A 2281-nucleotide genomic window follows, 5' to 3' on the forward strand; every position below is an offset into this window, starting at 1 on the left:
GATGAATTTAAAGGAGATATTGCGCGTATGTATTTTTATTTTGCGACACGCTATGAAAATGTAATAACAACTTGGGGAGTTTCTTATGACATGTTTAATGGTACAACAGATCAAGTATTTGCAGAACCTTTTCTAACAGTACTTATGACTTGGCATACAAATGATCCTGTTAGCACACATGAAATAGATAGAAATAATGCTATTTATGCACGACAAGGCAATAGAAACCCATTTATTGATCATCCAGAATATGTAGCACAAATTTGGAGTACAACACCAGATACACAAGCACCAACAGCACCAACAAACTTAATAGCATCAAATATTACAAATACGACTGTAGATTTAAACTGGACAATCTCTACAGATAATATTGGAGTTACTAGCTATCAAATTTTTAAAGATGGTGTGTTTTTAGCTTCTTCAGCTATAAATTCATACAATGTTACTGGATTGACTCAAAATACAACTTATGACTTTACAGTGTTTGCTAAAGATGCTTTTGGGAATACTTCAACAGTTAGTAATATGGAAACCATTACTACTACAAATATTATAGATGTTGATGCTCCTTCTATTCCTTTAAATCTTATTGTCAGTAATGAAACAAGTTCAACCATAGATTTATCTTGGAGTGCTTCAACAGATAATGTTGGCGTAACTGGATACGATATTTATGTAGACGGAGTTTACAAAGCTTCTTCTGTTTCAACAACTTATACAATTACAGGACTTTCAGTAACAACTACCTATAGTTTTACCGTTTTAGCAAAAGATGGTGCAACTAATGAATCTATACAAAGTATTGCTGTAGATGGTACAACAACTGCAATACCAAGTTTCTGTGGTTATGAAACGTTTACAAATATTGGTACAAACTCTTCAAGTTATACAACATACAATTGGGCTGGTGATAATGGTGTATCTTGGACTTCAACTGATTCTAGAAATGATCAATTAATTTCAGGAAGTAGAACTATTTTGGTTAGAAATGGATCTTTAACTTCTAGTGCTGTTTCAGGTGGTATTTCTGAATTAACTATTACAACCCTTCTACCATTTGCTGACAGCCCTGGTAATCTAAATATTAGTATAAATGGCTCCATTGTTGGAACAATACCATATAGTACTACAATTCAAACTTCGACTATAGCGGGACTTAATATTTCGGGTGACATTATTATTTCTGTTAGTAACAGTAATTCAAACAGAATAGCTTTAGATAATTTATCTTGGTCATGCTATTCAGGAACTGCAGATACTGAAGTTCCTACAGCAATTGTAGATTTAATTGCCAGTGGTACAACAAGTACAGGAGCAAATTTATCTTGGACTGCTTCAACAGATAATGTTGGTGTTGCTTCCTATGAAATTTTTAAAGATGGCCTATTTTTAACTTCTTCTGCAATCAATTCATATACAGTAACTGGTTTAACAGCAAGTACTTCTTATAATTTTACAGTGTATGCAAAAGATGCTGCTGGTAATACTTCATTGGTAAGTAATACGGCAGCAGTAACAACTACAGCAGCTAATGCTGGTGGTACTGAATTATTTATCTCAGAATATGTTGAAGGAAGCAGCAATAATAAAGCTATTGAAATTGCCAATTTCACTGGAAGTTCTGTCAATTTAGCTAATTACTCTCTTAGAAAACAGGCAAATGGAGCTGGAGTTTGGGTAAATGATTTTCCTTTAGTTGGAACTTTAGCTAATGGAAGTGTTCATTTAGTAGCCAATTCAGCTTCCGTAGCTGCTGTTACATCTATTGCTAACCAAACAACTTTAGCTCCAATTGATTTTAATGGAAATGACCCTATAGGGCTATTTAAAAATGATGTGTTAATTGATCTTTTAGGTGTTTTTAATAGTGCTACTGTTTACGCTGAAAATGTTACTTTAAGAAGAAAAAGCACCATCAATTCACCTAATACAACTTATACAATAAGTGAATGGGATTCTTCTTATCCAACTGATACATTTGATGGACTAGGAGCACATACATTAAGCACGTTGTCTACACCAGATTTTGTTCAAAACTTATTTAGTGTTTATCCAAATCCATCCATAACTAATCAAGTAACAATTTCTGTACAAAACAATACGGAGATTGAGGCAATACAGTTTTATAATTTAATGGGGCAACTGGTTATTAATATTCAGAAACCAACACTAATTTATAATAGGGTTAAAATTAATAACATTCCTAAAGGAATGTATATTGTTAAAATAACGAATAAAAATGCCTATTCAGCTAAAAGGTTGATAGTTCAATAAACAA

Annotated in this window: 1 protein-coding gene; it reads left to right on the forward strand. The window is 32.7% G+C overall.

What is annotated here, in order from left to right:
• Positions 1 to 2277: endonuclease (locus tag ABY863_RS13470; RefSeq protein ID WP_372795689.1), on the forward strand; the 2277-nt coding region annotated here is incomplete at its 5' end.
• Positions 2278 to 2281 lie beyond the last annotated feature (4 nt).

The organism is Lutibacter sp. (genome assembly GCF_041562875.1).
In the GTDB taxonomy this organism is placed as follows: Bacteria; Bacteroidota; Bacteroidia; order Flavobacteriales; family Flavobacteriaceae; genus Lutibacter.